The sequence below is a fragment of the Acinetobacter sp. 778_lipA genome (assembly GCF_058242985.1).
The window spans coordinates 1141631-1158042 of the sequence record NZ_JBZAYT010000001.1 but is presented as its reverse complement, the minus strand read 5'-3'; the positions used below and the strand labels follow the sequence as shown (position 1 = coordinate 1158042).

The following is a 16412-nucleotide window of genomic DNA, read 5'->3' as shown; positions in this document are numbered from 1 at the left end:
CGTTGCTCCAATAAAATGGCGCTTAAAGATTCGGAACTTTAATTATGCTGCCAATGCGTAATGACGCGTTTGGTTTTATTTCATTCATCTCAGCAAGTGCACTGGTATCAATCCCAAACTTGCTGGCTAAACGAATCAATGAATCACCACTTTTCACTTTGTATTCAGTCACTGTTTTAGGAATACGAATAGATTGACCACGTTGTAAACCCGCACGTGGGCTCAGATCATTCAATTCAGCCAGTTCTTGAACTGACATACCAACACGGTTTGCAATCGCATTTAACGACTCACCAGACTTCACCGCATAGCTTTCAGTATTCTTACTCGAAGCTTTAGCTGTTGCTTTCGCAGTCGCCTTTAGGTCTTCTTTTTCTTTAGATAGTGTGGATTTACTGGGTAATTCCCCATCAAGCTTTAAGCGTTGTCCAATATCCAAAGCCTGATTACGCGACAAACCATTTAATTCACTTAAATAAGACAACTGCAGTTTATATTTTTTTGCAACGCTTGCCAGTGTTTCACCTGATTTGACCACATGGATATCTTTACTAGCGCCTTCTGATTTCGATTCATTTCTCGCTTGTGTTTTGTCTTTACTGCTGCTTTCAGGCGTGCCAGTCAACTTCAATTTCTGCCCAACAAATAAACCAGATGTACTCTTTAAACCATTTAAATCGGCAATTTGGTTAACTTGCAAATTATATTTATTTGCCAGCGCTATCAGGCTATCACCAGATTGCACTGTATAGGTTTCTGGTGTTGTTGTTCCAACAGGGATCTTAATGATTTGACCCACAAGCAAGTTTTTAGATGTCGAAATTTTGTTTAATTCAGCTAATTCTGCCAAGCTTAATTTAGACTGAACCGCAATACTGGATAAGCTATCGCCACTTTGAACTTTATAATTCTCAGTTTTATAGGTTGTTTCAGCTTTTACATTCTTAAACTTACTTTGATCAATCACTTTAGAGTCAAGTTTAGCTTCTGGCTCATTGACTTCACTGAGTGGCACATTGATCTTTTGCCCCACAAATAAGCTACTTGAGGTATCTAGACCTGGAGTCAAATCAGCGAGTTCATGTACGGATAAAGCATAACGATCGGCAATCACTTTAAGATATTCGCCACGTTTAACTGCATAAGCCTTGGTTTTGATTTTTGCAACAGGCTTAGAGGTATCCGCACGAACAACTGCTTTATTGATTTCAGATAATTTATCATCTGAAGCATCTTTAAGCTTTAATTTCTGACCGACAAATAAATTACTGTTACTATTCAGATTATTATAATTTGCCAATTGTGAGACAGATAAATCAAACTGATTTGCCACACTGGTTAAACTGTCATTTGGTTTAACCACGTAATTGGTAGGAGCGGAATCCGTGGTTTTGCGAGAAACCACAGGGGTATCAATTTGTGGTTTGGCATCATATAAATACAAAGTCGCCCCAACAAATAAAGTTCCATTTGGATCAACTTGGTTCCATTTGGCAATATCGCGCCAATTTACGCCATTCTTTAAAGCAATCGTTGCTAAAGTATCCCCTGCCAAAACGGTATAAGTACTGCGTTTACCTCTTGGTGGTTCAACCACAACTTCAGTTTCAGTTTTCTTAAAGTTCTTATCCTGATTCAGTTTGGCTTCTTCCGAGTTTGCAGGTGTGGTATCTGCTAAACCTTTAGGATATGAGAATCCAACCGTATTTTCTTTACCTTGAACCTCTGCAACAGATTGACTGGTTTGAATTGCAGTCAGTTTAATTTTACCATCATATGGATCAAGTACTTCTGTCCCTTGTGGAGCAATCGCCTTAATCTCTTTGACCACTTCTTCTTTTTCAGCTTGAGTGGCTTGAGGTTCTAAAACTTGCTTGACCGTTTCTTTTTCACCTTCAGCTTTTACTGCGGCAAGGATTTGTGCTTTTTCATGTGCAGAAATTGGAGGTTCCGCTGCAACAGGTTTAACATTGGCTGCATTTGTCACAGCAACAGGAATACGTGGCGCACTAGGAATATCAGCATTGGCAGCAAATTGCGCTAATGCATTCGAGCCTTGTGGTGTATTTTTGAGTGTGCTCAATGAGCCTGTGGTTGTGGTTTTTGCTGTTGTTAAAGCAGGTGGCGTTGCTTTACTTGGAGTAATCGATTGAGTGACTGTCGAGGTTACCGCTGTAGGCGTTAAAGTTCGTGTAGCTGTGGTTGGAGCAGTATTACTTGCCCATAACCCACTATCAGAACCCGGTTTTAACCCTCTTAATTTTGCATCAATCGTCGGACTAAGATCCGCAGGAATCAAAATACGCAAGGTACTTGATGGGTCAACCACTTCACCACGATGACCAGGGTTTAACGCGTATAATTCAGCACGACTTAAATTGGTAATTGAAGCAATTTGATTGAGTTGTACGCCTGGTGGCACCGCAACTTCTCTAAAGTGCGGACGATTGGCAATCGGTGGTAAGCTCACCCCATATTTAGATGGGCTTTTAATAATCTGCGCCACTGCTAAAAAGCGTGGTACATAGTTCATGGTTTCTTGTGGTAATCTCAATGACCAATAATCTGTTGGTAAACCCGCAGCTTGGTTACGGTTAATTGCTTGCTGGATCCGCCCTGGACCTGCGTTATATGCGGCCAAAGCCAATTCCCAAGAGCCAAATTGATTGTATAAACTACCTAAAAACTCATAAGCAGCACGTGTTGATTCAACTACATCACGGCGCCCGTCATATAAACTGGTTTGTCTTAGACCGTAGATTTTTCCTGTGCTTGGGATAAATTGCCACATCCCTGCTGCTGCTGCACTACTGGTTGCTGCTGGATCATAAGAACTTTCAATAATCGGTAACAATGCTAATTCAGTAGGTAAACCACGACGTTCAGCCTCTTTCACCGTATGATAAAGATAGCGTGATGCGCGTGCGCTTAAACGGTCAATATAGGGTTGGCGGGAAACAAACCAGCTCCTTTGCGCATCAATACGAGGATCCCAATGATTTTCATCCATTTTAAAACCGACTGACATCCGCTTCCATACGTCACCGTGTTTTAAAATCAGCAGGCGATCGCCCTCTACTGCACGAATATCTGTTGCAGAAAGTAAATCTTCTAGAGAGTCCAAACTGCTGGCATCCAACATACCTGCTGACTTTGATGTTTGAACTTTTGATGTTGTCGACGTTGAAGAACACCCTGCAGTCAACCCTAATGCTGCGAATGCAGATGTTAATAATGATAATTTAAAGAAAACAGTCGCAGTAGGTTGCCACACCATTGTGGTAGGTTTAAACATAAGAGTTCCGAACAACATTTAGTAAATTATTTTATCATTGCCATTTTAGTAGAGCTAAACGCGCTTACAAGGCAAATTTTGAATGCGAATTGCATACAAATGTTACAAGAAATTAAAAAAATCTCAGTTCATGCGTAGAAAACGCCGATTTGCGTATACAATAAATTCTTAAACCGCGATGTTCAACTCTTAATTCACTTTCATTGGTTATTACTATGTCACAAACAATCACACTTTATGTCGACGGTGCTTGTAAAGGCAACCCAGGTCCTGGTGGCTGGGGCGCTTATATCATCACTGAAACAGAAGAACATAAGTTGTGTGGTGGTGAACTTGATACAACCAATAACCGCATGGAGCTTACCGCAGCCATCGAAGGGATCGCATTTTGCCCAATCGAAGCAAAATTAGTGCTTTGGACCGATTCAAACTATGTAAAACGTGGCATTACCGAATGGATTGAGGGTTGGAAAAAGAAAAACTGGAAAGATGTAAAAAATCCAGATCTTTGGAAAAAGCTTGATCAAACCTGCCAAGGTCGCAAAATTGAATGGAACTGGATTAAAGGTCACGCCGGACATGCAGGCAATGAGATGGCAGACCAATTGGCGAATTTAGGTACACAGCAAATACTCGACGCAAAAAAAAACAACACTGCGCCAACCAAACTGACTCAACCTATGACAGTGGCTGATGATAAAAAAAAAGATGAAAAAGACTGGCTGCTTGACGATCCCTTTGGATTTGACCTGATTGAATCAGACGAAATGATAGAATCGGAAATTAGCCCTCAGCAGGATGTCATGCCAGCGCATAAAATTGTGATGGAACAACCATCAACCCAAGATATCAATGAAAATGATGAGCCAGCAATGAGCCAACCCGCAATGCGAGATATTCATCCACAAATTGTGATTACACCTGCTACTGTCAAGTTACATGGCCCTAAACAGTTTATTTTGGATACGGAGACCACAGGTTTCTATTATCAGGACAGTGACCGAATTGTTGAAGTTGGCGCTATTGAAATGGTCAATCGAAAACTGACCGGCAGTTCGATTCATATTTATATTAATCCAGAGAAACCAGTTGGCGATTCAGAAGCCATCCATGGTATTACAGATGAATTTTTAAAAGATAAGCCAAAATACAATGAAATTGCCCAAGTTTTATTTGACTACTTAAAAGGCAGCGAAATTATTGCGCATAATGCAAGCTTCGATATGAACTTCTTAGATATGGAGTTTAAGCGCAGTGGCCTACAGGCACTCTCAGAAGTATGTGAAGTGACTGATACCTTGGCGATGGCGAAAAGCAAACATCCTGGGCAAAAGAACTCTTTGGATGCTCTAGTTCGCCGTTATGAAATTCCGCAACGAGATCGTACTTTCCATGGTGCCTTACTCGACGCTGAAATTTTAGCTGATGTTTATCTTGCCATGACAGGTGGTCAAGTATCCTTTGACATGGATGCTCTTTCTGCACATACTGATCAGGCTCAAAGGAATACAACTCGGAAAAAAATTGAAATCAATGCCCCAGTCATTTTACCTTCAGATGAAGAATTAGAAGCACATGAGAACTGGGTCAAACAATTTCAAGAAAAACATGGGGAAGCCTGCATTTTTGCAAAATAAAATTTGAAATTGATGGCTATTTTTTCTGTAAAGATGGTCTTCTTCGGCTATATTAAAACTTAGAAAATTAGCCTCATTTTGAGGCTATGAAATAAAACATTCAGATACCCAGGATAGGTGCAGATCAATGTCTTACCAAACCTCTATACATTTTGATCCGACAGCATTACTTATTATTAAAAAAGAAGTCGATAATTCAATTTTACAGGTAGAATCTGCTGTCAGTAGCTTAGTTGAAGACCAAACTTTACCCTTCGGTATTGATGATGCTTTGCTCCAATTTGAACAATGTGTAAATGTGCTGATGCTCATCGATATGCCGCATGTTGCTAAAATTGCGCAACTCTCAGCAGCGGTGATGCGTAAAGTGATGCAAAACCCACATGAGATCAATACTCAAGAAGTCATCGCTTTGAGTGAAGGCACCACCATGCTCAAACGCTATATTGAGTTTATTTGCCTTCGTGAAGTCAGAGCGCCACAATTTTTGCACGACACCTTAAATCGCTTAGAACTTTCTTTAGGTCTAGAGCTGACCCCAGAAGGCCAAGCGATTATTCCATTGCTCGACTGTGTTACACCGAATTTTAACTTGCAGCAATCACCTGAGTTAGAGCATTCAGTGTATGTACATAAGCTGTATAAATTATGCTTACATAAACTGCTCAAACAACAAGAAACAGATTTAGATTTACAGGGCATCAAGCTGGTTGGGTCTTATTTGGCAAATGCAGCCAAAGGCCAAGCAAGTGAGCAATATTGGGCTTTGGTTTCAGTTGCTTTAAATCACATTGAAAATATCATTCTCAATGATACACGCCTCAGAACGCTAATCAGCATTGAAACCAATATGTCTTTATTCTTTAAAGATCTATGCGGATTCAATCCATCTTTATTAGATACTGCCAATATCCTAAGTATTTGTATCAGCCAAGAAGATGAAATATCACAACACATCCGTGAACAGATTAATGTTGGTGAAGATATTCTGACTGACACTCAACTACAAATATTTAGTCGCCATTTATATGGCCCTGACTTTGAAACCATTCATAGTGTGAGCCAACTGATTACGGATGAAATGTCGCAAATCCGTAATGATATTGAGTTTAACTACAAAAATATGAGTGATGAAAAAACGCAAGAATTGAAAAGCAAACTGACCGATCTTGCACATGTATTTAAAGTCTTGAATCTTAATGAAGCCTATAGCGGACTGAAACAACAGGCTGACCTACTGTCTCAAGACAACATGCTCAAAGATGAAAATTACGCACAACAGTTGATGAACAGTATTTTATCAGCAATGAATTCGATTGGTATCTTAGAGCGTAATTACACATCGAGTCGTTTACAGTTAAAAGTGAATAACTTGCAGATTTCATTAGATCGTCTAGATGAAGCACATGCAGCATTATTGACCGAGACTAAAGCATTGGTTGATTTAAGCTCACAAACATTGGTGCAATATTTACAAGATCCTCAAAGTACAAGTTTAGACCAACTGCCATCACAATTAAGTGAAATTGGTGGTGCGCTGTTGTTCCTTGCAGCGAAAGATGGTCAAAAGGCATTGCTGCTTTCTGCGGAGTTTATTCAGACGAGTCTTAACAAAGAACAAGCGTTTAACCTTGCGCAAGTCAATAAACTGCTTGATGTTTTAGCCAGTGCAGACATGATGATTGAAAATGTACAAAACAAACAACCTGTTTTACAATCCATGTTTGATGTAGCATTAACAAGTAGTCAAAGTTTAAAATCGGTAGCCTAATGTCAGAATTATCACTTGCATATATCTTTCACCATCAACAACTTTTAGTGGATGAAAATTTACAACTGCCTAAAGTAGAAAAATTAGCAAGTGATATCAGCTTTAACTCGGGCGATCAGATTATTGCCCGGGATCTTTTTATTGAAGATCAAATTCCAGAGGGATATCAATTGATTCCAATTCGACAATTGATTTCACAATGGACAAAATCTGAGTTTGAACAAGCCAGTCGTGCTGTACAATTGCTTGAATGGCGAAGAAACCATAAGTTTTGTAGCCACTGTGGCCACGAAACCGAGGTTCATCCCAATGAATATGCTATGGTCTGCCCTAGCTGTCGTTATCATCAATACCCGCGTGTACAACCGTGTATTATCACCATAATTACTCGTGGCGATAACGAAATTCTATTGGCAAAAAATGCCAAGAATAAAAGCAATATGTATGGTCTTATTGCGGGTTTTGTTGAGGTCGGTGAAACACTGGAAGAAGCGGTTAAAAGAGAAACTTTGGAAGAAGTTGGCCTACATGTCAAAAATGTCCAATATTTATCAAGCCAACCTTGGCCTTTTCCAAGTAATCTTATGTTGGCCTTTAAGGCAGAATATGAATCTGGTGAAATCGTCTTGCAAGAAGAAGAAATTAGTGAGGCTCAGTTCTTTAAATTTGATCAGCTACCCGAAACGCCTTTTAGTGGCAGTATCGCCCATGCCATGATTGAACATGTGATTCACAATAGACCTATGCATAAAGACTGATCTTGATTGAGATATGTTCAAATCAAAAATGTCTAGCGATCGCTAGGCATTTTTCATTGCTTCATTTAAAACCTTAATAATTTCAGGTCGGGTTTTATAGAATCGACTAAATAGACTTGAAACACTGCCCATAATTGAAATATGACCAGTTTTAGGAATCGTGTAAATTTCACAATGATTACCTTGTTCAAGTAATTGCTGTTTAAAATCAAAAGAGTTTTTAGCTTTAACAATCTGATCATTTTCAGCCAAGAACAAATAATGCTTTACCTCATTTTTTTCAACAAAATAATACGGCATTACTTGTTGGTAAGGAATGCTTTGATCAAACGCATTTTCGGCTAAAGCATCACCTTTATAATCGAAATGATAAGGTCCAGCGATTCCAATCAAAGCTTTAATATTTTGTTTGATGGCTAGTTGGTAGTGCTTAGGATGATAAAGCAAAGACGCAATATTAAATGCGCCTGCTGAATGCCCCATCAAGGCAATTTTATCCATTGAAATACCAAACCGTGCTTGTTGTTGCTCCAAATAATTCAATGCAACAGCAAGATCATCAATATAGCTTGGAAATTTATGCTCAGGTGCCAAATGATAGTTCAGCACTGCCACGTTATAGCCAAAACGACTAAACGCCTCACCTACAAATTTATAAGCACTTTTATCACCATGGCTCCATGCCCCACCGTGAACAAAAAGAATCAGCGCATTTTGTTGCTTTTTATTAGAAATATATAGATCTAAACGTTGTCTCGCCTTTAAGCCATAGGCAATATTATACTGAATGGAATAGCCCTTTTTAGGGGTCAAGCCATTAATAGTTATACTACCTAAATCGTATAAACGAAAATCTTGATAGTGCGATTTAAATTGAGATTTTAGGTATTCAAACTGCTTTCCAAATCTAACTTTTAAAGCTTTTAACCTATTGTTGAATAACATTATTGTTTGGCTCTGTAGCATTAGGATCAATCGCAACAGGTGTCTGTACATCAGGCTGTTGTTGTACATTATTTACCACAGGTGCTGTGAAAGATGAAGTTTGGACTGAATTATTCGTTTGTTCGATGTTATCAATCAAGGTCACAATTTTAGTCACATTTCCAACTTTTTGTAAAACATCATTTAAATCTGCTATTTCAGCATTATTTAAACGACCTAAAACATACAGTATGCCGTCTTCTGTATGAATCAAAACTTTATTGTCTGAAACCACTGGTGCTTTCATCACTAAACCACGGGTATTCACAGTGACCGATGCATCTTGCATAATCGTGCTATAACCGATCTGATTACCCACAGTAAGATAATTATGAACAGTTTTAACATCACTCATTGCCCGTAGATTATCTTCAGCTAATTGCTTTAGATGTGCATCAGGCACTTGACCTGTGAGTAAGACATTGCTGTGAAAACTATTAATATTGACACGAGATTGCTTAAATCGAGCATCAAGCTTATACAAGTTGATTTTGGCAGTCCGCTCAATAGAGGAATCAATAAACACTTGTCCTAAAGATCGAACACCACTATCTGTTCCCACTGGTGAAGAACCAGTACCACCTGAGATAAAACTCGCGCAACCAGATAAACTTGCTACACACATCATGGTGATGACAATACGTTTTAACACTCAGCAAGACTCCTATTAATTTCAGCCTGCTAAACAACCATTTTAAACGCTGTTAACATGCTGGAAAATATATTTATTTTTGAAATAACTGTACCTAAATTTCAGTCACAGATTAATCAAGTCTGCATCCAAAGTAAATGCATTTTCAATCCAAGATTGATCATAAGAGATTTTACTGAGATCTTGCTGTACGTTTTTTGCAATTTTATGATGTAAATCAAAACCAATCACATCAAAACGGCAATAATATTGTTCATATTGTGGATGTTCTTGTAAAAACTTAAACACCGTTTTAATCATTTTTTGTTGTTTTGATTGATTTACCGTTTCAAAAGCATGCCCCATCTGTGTCGGAGTTCTTGCTTTCACCTCAACAAAAATTAACTCTTGTTTAGATTGGGCAATAATATCTATTTCACCAAAGCGCGAGAAATAATTCAATTTTACGATATCGTAGCCATGTTGAAGCAGTAATTTCACTGCTTCTTGCTCCGCCCATTGTCCTAAATTATTTTTTGCCATGAGAAACCTGTCGTCACAAAGGTACTAAATTATTTTTTGAACGTTCAAAACATTGTGGAATACGTTCAACACGATTTCCATCAATTTTAATTTTTCCAGTGCGCCCATTAAAGGTTAAGCTTTTTACATTCGGGTCCAAAACAAATTGTTCAGCAATATGCCAAGCATCTCCACCAAAGGCATATAAACGCTGATACGGTAACGAGGTCGGTTTATCTTTATAGGCTTTGACCACATCATCCCATTCGGCGATGTATAAGGCTGGAACATCACAGAATTTCATCCCTTTAGGCAAGGCCTTTTTTTCATCGACGGCAATGGCTTGGGTATAAATTTTTTTCTTCTGCAATTTTGGAAAACTGGTCAACCATTGGTTTGAACCTAACAGTAAAATACCCTCTCGCTCCGAAATCGACTTTGGCATATGCTCTACAGGATCAACTTCACCCATATAATTGGCAAATAATGCATTTAAAAAGTTAATAGATTCTGCTTCTGTGCCTTTTTCACGCACCACATAGAGTTTGCTAACTTTATCATGCTGGATATAATCAAGCAGCGCCAATGCATCGTCATTTTTAGAAAGACTATATTGCCAAACACTTTTATAGCTTGGATAAACTTCATTGAGTGCCAATACAGGTACTTTAGGCTTTAAATTAATTAAAGCCTCAACATCAGGGCGAGCCAAAGGCCCAATAATCATTTTAGTCTTTTTATTGACATGCTGTTTTAACAGCGCTTTGATGGTCTTTTGATCTGAATCGACAAATTTTAATGGTATTTCATTCTTTGATGTCTGCGCGGCACTTAATATTCCTTGTTTAATACTCAAACCCGCTCGCGACATAGGGCCTGTTTCAGGTAATATAACCAGAATTTCTGCGTGAACTTGGATTGCGAATCCAACCATTCCCAACATAATCACTCTTTTAATACTGTTCAACACTAACTTATTCTTCATGGAGACCTTTATGAGTGCTCAATTATTCGTCGTAGCGACCCCAATTGGGCACTTAGATGATATGACTTTTCGTTCTATTGAAGTTTTAAAGTCTGTTTCTGTTATTGCGGCAGAAGATACACGTCAATCTGCTCAATTATTAAAGCACTATAATATCTCAACTCCGCTCACTGCGTGTCATGATCATAATGAAAGTAACAAAATTGATATACTTATCGAAAAATTAAAAAGTGGTCAGAATATTGCACTGGTCAGTGATGCTGGTACACCATTGATTAGTGACCCGGGTTTTAAATTGGTACGCGCTGCTCAGGAGAATGGTATTCGCGTCATTCCTGTGCCGGGTGCATGCGCTGCTATTGCTGCGCTAAGTGCGGTGGGTCTACCAAGTGATCGTTTTAGCTTTGAAGGCTTTTTATCATCAAAACAATCGCAACGATTAATTCAATTAGAAAAATTAAAACATGAGTCACAAACCATGATTATATATGAAGCACCTCATCGTATTTTAGATAGTGTCAAAGATATGGCTGATGTTTTTGGCGCAGATCGCCCTGTAGGTTTTGCACGTGAAATTACCAAAACATTTGAAACAATTAAAAAAATGACATTGGGCGAGTTGGTGACATTTATTGAAAAAGATCGTAATCAGCAAAAAGGTGAAATTGTGTTAGTCATTGGTGGTGCACCAGATGCCAAAGATCAAGACGTTGAACAAGAGAAGTTAGATCAACTTTTAAATCGCTTATTACAAGATTTATCTGTCAAGGCGGCATCACAACTTGCTGCGGATCTAACCGGCATCAAAAAGAAAATCGCCTATCAACGTGCTTTAGAGCTGACTAATCAACAATAATTTTATTTCTTGAGTTGAGAAAGGCGTGTATAGGCATTTCTCAACTTACTTTATATATTAACCCACATTATTTCGCTATTCTGTTTGTTTTTCTACTTGCTTGCTCTCTCAACGCACTTTATTCCTCAATCTGCATTGCTGCAGGCGACTGATTGTTCTGGTCGCTTTTTTACCTACCTTAATCTTTTAAAAAACTATAAATTTTAATCCCACACTGATCAATCTGGCACGTATAAAAATAGATATAGGAAAACAAATAATCAAAAGTACAACATTCCTGATGATTTAATCACTCATATACTTAAAGCAAGCAGCAAGGATCCATAAAAATAAAATAGTTCATTAAAATTTCAAGTAAAAAGCCACAAACACTAAAATTTTTTAAGATTGGGATTTAAACATCGAAAAAATAGACAGCATTTCAACCAAATTTAAAAAAGCACCTTTCGGTGCTTTTAAAATCAATCTTTAGCAGATTCATCAGGTGGAACTTCGGTAATTCTCCCACCACGCGCTAAAAATGCAGCGACCTCATCTTCCAACGCTTCACGCTGTCTTTTTTTCGCTGTCACAGTGAGTGTTTCAGCTTCAGCTAAATCTGTATCTGAAACTATAGAATCACTTGCCGCAGCACCTTTTTCAGCCGCTTTAGCTTCATCATCGTCTACTGCATGATCTTCTGAATTATCATCATAATCATTTGTATCTGTCATCTTTAACTCCCCATCAATGACGTCAATGTACCATCCGAAAAATGGTGATGTTTTACAGAGAAATGTATCAAGCTCTTCGCCATTCGACTAGTATCTAGATACACAAAATCGTGTTTTTTTTCATCAAATTCGTAATGTTGTTTAAATGATTGGTTAAAAAATATCAGAAATCCAATTAAATGGCATATTGCGTGCTTTTTAAAGTTGCTAGCCCATTGGCTTGGGCCATAAATTGATCTTTTAAAAATGGCATACTTTCAACTTGTTTTAAGCCAAAGTTACGCGCCCAAACCAATGGAAATATTTCCGCAGTTTCTAAAAAACCAATCATCGACATACTATGCATCATGGCATCATTTTGCCCTTTGCGTTGGTGTTCGTAACGCTTTAAGGTTTGTTCATGTGCCCAGACGCCACGCTGTTTATCTTTAAGTAATACATCACACAGAATAGCAGCATCTAAACAGCCAATATTTACACCTTGTCCTGCTAAAGGATGAATCACATGCGCTGCATCACCAATCAAGGCCAACCCATCTTTTACATAACGTTGTGCTGCGCGTGCCTTGAGTGGAAATTGAGCCCGTGGGGTTGCTTCAACGATCTTGCCCAACATATGATGACTTTCACGTGTCAATAACTCACAAAAATCAGCATCATTTAAGCGCGCATATTCCTCTGCATAATCATCTGGTAAGGTCCAAACGATTGAAATCCAGTGTTCAGCTTGTTCTGGCTTTAAACTCGCCATCGGTAAAAATGCCAATGGGCCTGTCGGATGGAAAATCTGACGAGCCACATATTGGTGTGGTTGTGTGGTACGAATCGCACAGGTCAAACCGGCCTGTTGATAATCTAAAACATCAAGATCGATAAATGCTTGATCACGAACAAATGAATTTGCACCATCTGCACCAATCACTAACTTGGTCTTTAGCTCAGTCCCATCTGCAAGTTTAATGATCCAGCAGCCTACACCCTGCTCTACTCGCACAACTTTAACTTGAGTACGATAATCTTGCAGTTGCTCCAACATTTCCTGTTGGATGGCAAGGTTTAATAAACTTGGTTCAACCATTGAACCTAAGCTTTGCTCAGCTGTGGGAAAGTTTTCTGAGGCTTGCCCAAAGTTAATTTCGCCATAGCCATTTTTATTCCAGACTTGCATGCCTGTATAAGGCATTTGGCGAGCGATTTTTTCCCATACATTCACCGTTTTTAACAAGTGAATCGTGGCTTGGCTCAAGGCTAAAACCCGTGGATTAGCAACAGCTAAAGTCTTTTCTGCATCTAAAATAGGGGCTGCATCTAAAACAGTGGCTTGCATACCACCTTTTGCTAAAAGTAATGCGGTTAAGCCACCCACCAGACCACCACCAACAATCACCACATCTAATATATCTTGCTGTGTCATGCTTTTAATCCCATCGCATAATTGGCAACCAAAGGTTTAATCCCCGGAATCACATCGAAAGCTACCAAGCCGGTATTACGCAATAATTTTAAGACCGGATTTTGATTACTAAATCCACGCACTACAGAATCACAAAATTTAATCACGCGCTGCTGATCAGTTAAGCGAGATTGTTCATAGGCCTTTAACATCTCAGGTTGACCAATATCATCAGATTGCGCAATTTGCGTTGTGATATAACGCATCAGCACATCTGCATCACGCATACACAAGTTAAAACCTTGCCCAGCAACAGGATGAATGGTATGTGCAGCATTGCCCATCAAAATTACCCGACCCACCGCTTGTTTTTCAGCAAGTACTTGTGCCAATGGGAAGCTAAAACGTTTGCCTGTTTTTTGGAATTTTCCTGCGCGATCACCATAGGTTTGCTGTAAAGCATCAAGGAAATGTTGGTCATTTTCATCCCCTAACCATTCATCTTCAGTGCCTTTTTTCACTGGCCAAACCACTGAACGACGACATTCCCCCGGCAATGGAAGCAATGCCAATGGACCTAAATGGCTAAAGCGTTCAAAGCCCACTTGATGATGTGGTTTCGAGGTTTGTACTGTTGTGACAATTGCCACCTGATCATAATCATGTACATCCACACCAACACCTAAAGCTTGGCGGCAGAAAGAATCACGACCATCTGCAGCAATCAACAATTTGGCTTTAAGTGAATGGGTATATTCTTCACCACGATTGGCTTCAACATATACATAGTCACCCTCTTGTTTTAGTGAAGTGACTTGTACACCGTCAATCAATTCAATTAAAGCTTGCTGGCGAACTTGAGTCAGTAGTACACGGCCTAGCCATGCATTTTCAATCACTTGTCCAAAACTTTCGACTTTTTCTTGATCTGCGACTAAGCGAGCTTTACCAAAACTGCCTTGTTCAGTGATATGTACTTCGAGAATAGGAGTCGCATGTTCTTGCAAAGCATCCCAAAGACCGAGTTTTTGATAAATTTGGACGGTACGACGTGATAGCGCGGTATTTCGTGCATCAAAACTGGAATGATAGGGTGCAAGATTGGCATCATCATAATTTGGATATTTCACAGCCTCTAAAAGCTTTACCGCAATATTGGCTTTAGCCAACATCAGAGCCAAGCTCAGCCCTACCATTCCACCGCCGACGATGATGACTTCTTGTTGCATGCTTTTATCCTTTCTATATGTGATTCAGCGTACTGAATACTTATAATCTTGATTGATTTCATATTACATCATGGAAAGTTATTTTTATATTGAAATAGGAAATTGTTGGCTGTATTTGTACTGAATCAATACGCTATTTTTAATAAAAGTATGAAAAGTGAAAATTTCAGCCAAAGGATTAAGCAATAAAACCTAACAGCCATCATCATGTTTATTCTTAGTATCGCACTCCTACTTATCCCATTTTTTGCAACCATCACGCCGTGGCTTACCCTTATACCCATTGCAATATGAGAAACTCACGGTTGGGCATTAAAAATTCAACAAAATGAACAACAAATTTTAGTCAGAAAAAACAGGTGGTTGAAATTTAGCTTTTACACTTAATGAGTCAGCCTTATATGTAGGAGGTGCCTTAGGTGCCGGTATTGGTAGAATATTCTTTTATTTCCAAGTTCCATTATTTTTACTGCCCAAGCTTGCCAGCGCTGTTGTTTTTATTGATTTTATTTATCACTTAATTATATTTTAAATGCTTAAAAACTCGATCACTCAATCGATTTACTAAAATAAGGTTTTAACTACAAAAATAAAGAATAAATTACATCCAATAAAGACCCCAAATAAAAACCCGCTATAGACTAAGCATTTCACCATGCGATAATAATCATATAATTTAATTTAATAATAAATTTAATTAACAATTAAAAATGTTTAATTAAAAACAAAACATAATAAATCTATATAAAAATTTAAAAACTTCAATTCCACTTAAATACAATTAACATAAAATATCCATTAAATATAAAATAAAAAATGTAATTATTAATATTTTGTATCAATTAAACTCCCCTGAGAATTGCATCATAAATCTAATTTTGATAAAAACTTAAATACAAAAAACTTGAGCATGCATTCATGAAAAAAATTAAAATATTAGGTGTTGTTTTATTTTTATTAAGTTCAACAGCATATACAGATAATCTAAATATTAAATCATATGACACCTTTAAAACAGTTGAGCATATATCATCAGACACAACAATACAGTCTCAATTACGAATAGTTCTGGGTCAAGATTATTCAAAGTTTTATCAAAATATAGAAACTTATGCTTCTCCATACAAACTAAAAACTGCTAATGCACTTTATTATGAAGGAAGAAATAAAGAGGCTACAGCCTATTCAGCAGCGACTATTTATGAGGATGGAAGAATATTTGCTGCGACATTTGATCAGGAAAATAATATTCTAAAATATTTTACAAATGATGCTAGCTGTACAACAGATTTACACCCAACAATCAAAGCCTTTTCAAAACAATTTATCACTCCTAAAATTGTTTACGCTAATTCAAATAACAATTCAATTCTTAGATTTAATATTAATCAAAAATCCAACTGTAGCTCCTATATTACGCCATCAACTCAACTACAAAGTAAAATTAAATCAAGAGCCTTCGGTAATCAAGAAGCTGCAAGAAATGTTGCAACAGATATATGGAATGCATCTATTGCAAATTCTTGGGATTATAATGAAGAAATTTGAGTAGTTTTATCACAAGCAATCAACGCTATTAAAACTTGTTCTGCTAATTTTAATTTAGTACCAAAGCCACCTGGATATGGATCAGCTCGT

13 protein-coding genes are annotated in these 16412 nt (G+C 38.0%); 5 read left to right on the top strand and 8 right to left on the bottom strand.

What is annotated here, in order from left to right:
• Positions 1–22: 22 nt before the first annotated feature.
• Entirely contained in the window at positions 23–3295 is a 3273-nt protein-coding gene (locus tag AC4CUY_RS05365; protein ID WP_490773769.1) for a LysM peptidoglycan-binding domain-containing protein, read from the bottom strand.
• 215 nt (positions 3296–3510) lie between these two features.
• On the opposite strand from AC4CUY_RS05365, the gene dnaQ reads away from it, so the two are divergent.
• From dnaQ to nudC, 3 genes are all read left to right on the top strand, one after another.
• A complete protein-coding gene (gene dnaQ / locus AC4CUY_RS05360) occupies positions 3511–4932 on the top strand; it encodes a DNA polymerase III subunit epsilon (protein ID WP_483770136.1) in 1422 nt (473 codons plus the stop codon).
• 127 nt (positions 4933–5059) lie between these two features.
• A complete protein-coding gene (locus tag AC4CUY_RS05355) occupies positions 5060–6703 on the top strand; it encodes a chemotaxis protein (RefSeq protein WP_490773768.1) in 1644 nt (547 codons plus the stop codon).
• Positions 6703–7461, top strand: a complete 759-nt coding sequence (nudC, locus tag AC4CUY_RS05350; RefSeq protein WP_336953910.1) for an NAD(+) diphosphatase — start codon at positions 6703–6705, stop codon at positions 7459–7461. Before AC4CUY_RS05355 ends, nudC begins: the two co-directional genes overlap by 1 nt.
• A 42-nt stretch (positions 7462–7503) precedes the next feature.
• On the opposite strand, the gene AC4CUY_RS05345 is transcribed toward nudC, so the two are convergent.
• The 4 genes from AC4CUY_RS05345 to AC4CUY_RS05330 all read right to left on the bottom strand — a co-directional run bounded on the left by AC4CUY_RS05345 (position 7504) and on the right by AC4CUY_RS05330 (position 10583).
• The gene (locus AC4CUY_RS05345; RefSeq protein WP_336953911.1) at positions 7504–8406 is read right to left on the bottom strand and encodes an alpha/beta hydrolase; all 903 of its coding nucleotides are present in this window, start codon (positions 8404–8406) and stop codon (positions 7504–7506) included.
• A complete protein-coding gene (locus AC4CUY_RS05340; protein WP_336953912.1) occupies positions 8390–9097 on the bottom strand; it encodes a BON domain-containing protein in 708 nt (235 codons plus the stop codon). The genes AC4CUY_RS05345 and AC4CUY_RS05340 overlap by 17 nt, the downstream gene beginning before the upstream one ends.
• A gap of 105 nt (positions 9098–9202) precedes the next feature.
• The gene (locus tag AC4CUY_RS05335) at positions 9203–9619 is read right to left on the bottom strand and encodes a YraN family protein (protein ID WP_490773767.1); all 417 of its coding nucleotides are present in this window, start codon (positions 9617–9619) and stop codon (positions 9203–9205) included.
• A gap of 13 nt (positions 9620–9632) precedes the next feature.
• Positions 9633–10583 carry a penicillin-binding protein activator gene (locus tag AC4CUY_RS05330; RefSeq protein WP_336953914.1) on the bottom strand — a complete coding sequence of 317 codons (951 nt, stop codon included), beginning with the start codon at positions 10581–10583 and terminating at the stop codon, positions 9633–9635.
• Positions 10584–10593: 10 nt separating this feature from the next.
• Here AC4CUY_RS05330 and rsmI point away from each other — a divergent pair, with 10 nt between their 5' ends.
• Positions 10594–11439, top strand: coding sequence for a 16S rRNA (cytidine(1402)-2'-O)-methyltransferase (rsmI, locus tag AC4CUY_RS05325; RefSeq protein WP_336953915.1), 846 nt, complete (start codon positions 10594–10596; stop codon positions 11437–11439).
• 461 nt (positions 11440–11900) lie between these two features.
• Here rsmI and AC4CUY_RS05320 read toward each other — a convergent pair whose 3' ends face one another.
• The 3 genes from AC4CUY_RS05320 to ubiH all read right to left on the bottom strand — a co-directional run bounded on the left by AC4CUY_RS05320 (position 11901) and on the right by ubiH (position 14774).
• Positions 11901–12152, bottom strand: a complete 252-nt coding sequence (locus tag AC4CUY_RS05320) for a hypothetical protein (protein WP_336953916.1) — start codon at positions 12150–12152, stop codon at positions 11901–11903.
• Between the two features lie 175 nt (positions 12153–12327).
• Positions 12328–13566: an FAD-dependent monooxygenase gene (locus AC4CUY_RS05315; RefSeq protein WP_336953917.1), complete on the bottom strand. Its 1239-nt coding sequence runs from the start codon at positions 13564–13566 to the stop codon at positions 12328–12330.
• Positions 13563–14774, bottom strand: a complete 1212-nt coding sequence (ubiH, locus tag AC4CUY_RS05310) for a 2-octaprenyl-6-methoxyphenyl hydroxylase (RefSeq protein WP_034614245.1) — start codon at positions 14772–14774, stop codon at positions 13563–13565. Before ubiH ends, AC4CUY_RS05315 begins: the two co-directional genes overlap by 4 nt.
• Positions 14775–15692: 918 nt before the next feature.
• Between ubiH and AC4CUY_RS05305 the strand changes: the two genes are divergently transcribed.
• On the top strand, positions 15693–16322 hold the full coding sequence (locus AC4CUY_RS05305; protein WP_490773766.1) for a hypothetical protein: 630 nt from the start codon (positions 15693–15695) through the stop codon (positions 16320–16322).
• Positions 16323–16412: the final 90 nt, after the last annotated feature.